The organism is Proteus sp. LHD240705 (genome assembly GCF_047921555.1).
Taxonomy (GTDB): Bacteria; Pseudomonadota; Gammaproteobacteria; order Enterobacterales; family Enterobacteriaceae; genus Proteus.
Window position 1 is genome coordinate 1 of record NZ_JBLRMI010000037.1, and the last position, 549, is coordinate 549.

The window sequence follows — 549 nt, forward strand, 5'->3', positions numbered from 1 at the left end:
GAATGGGATCGCCGCAACAATCTGAGCCTCGATTTTTTTACGCAATACCATCAGGGATTGTGGTTGTGGCGCATACACATCAAGTTGCACGCGATAGTTATCTAAATCCGCATCCTCCAGCGCACTGTTAGGTGTGATGCTGGCAAACTGGATCACAATGGCGGGATAATGCCCTTTGCCTTCAGGTAATACCTGAAAAAAAACCCTTCCATCGACAAGCGGTGAAAGGGTCTCTTTTAATTGCTGTATCATGGTCTCTACCTTGCTTTTTCAATATCCTCTTTGAGTGTTTGAACTATCACTTTAGCTGTCGCTTCCTTTTTCGCTTCAAAGCTGGGGCGCATAAACGGTTGTGCGGGCATCTTGGCGGTACCAAACTCGACAAACCACCAATAAAACGGATCATTTGGGTTCAATGCTGCACTTTTTCCCGTTGCTTGTTTAAAGGCAGACACTTTTTTACCCGATAATGATTTTACCCAAATACGTGTTTTGACTTGCCCATTGCGCTGCACTTTCGTTTTAGAACGAATATTGCGCTTGAGGGTA

Annotated in this window: 2 protein-coding genes; both read right to left on the reverse strand. The window is 44.8% G+C overall.

Features of this window, described 5'->3' with window-relative positions:
• The coding region (gene gp17 / locus ACNART_RS17900) for a tail completion protein gp17 (protein ID WP_416303688.1) at positions 1–252 on the reverse strand (252 nt) is incomplete at its 3' end.
• A 5-nt stretch (positions 253–257) separates the two neighbouring features.
• On the reverse strand, positions 258–549 hold a 292-nt coding region (locus ACNART_RS17905), incomplete at its 5' end, for an HK97-gp10 family putative phage morphogenesis protein (RefSeq protein ID WP_416303689.1).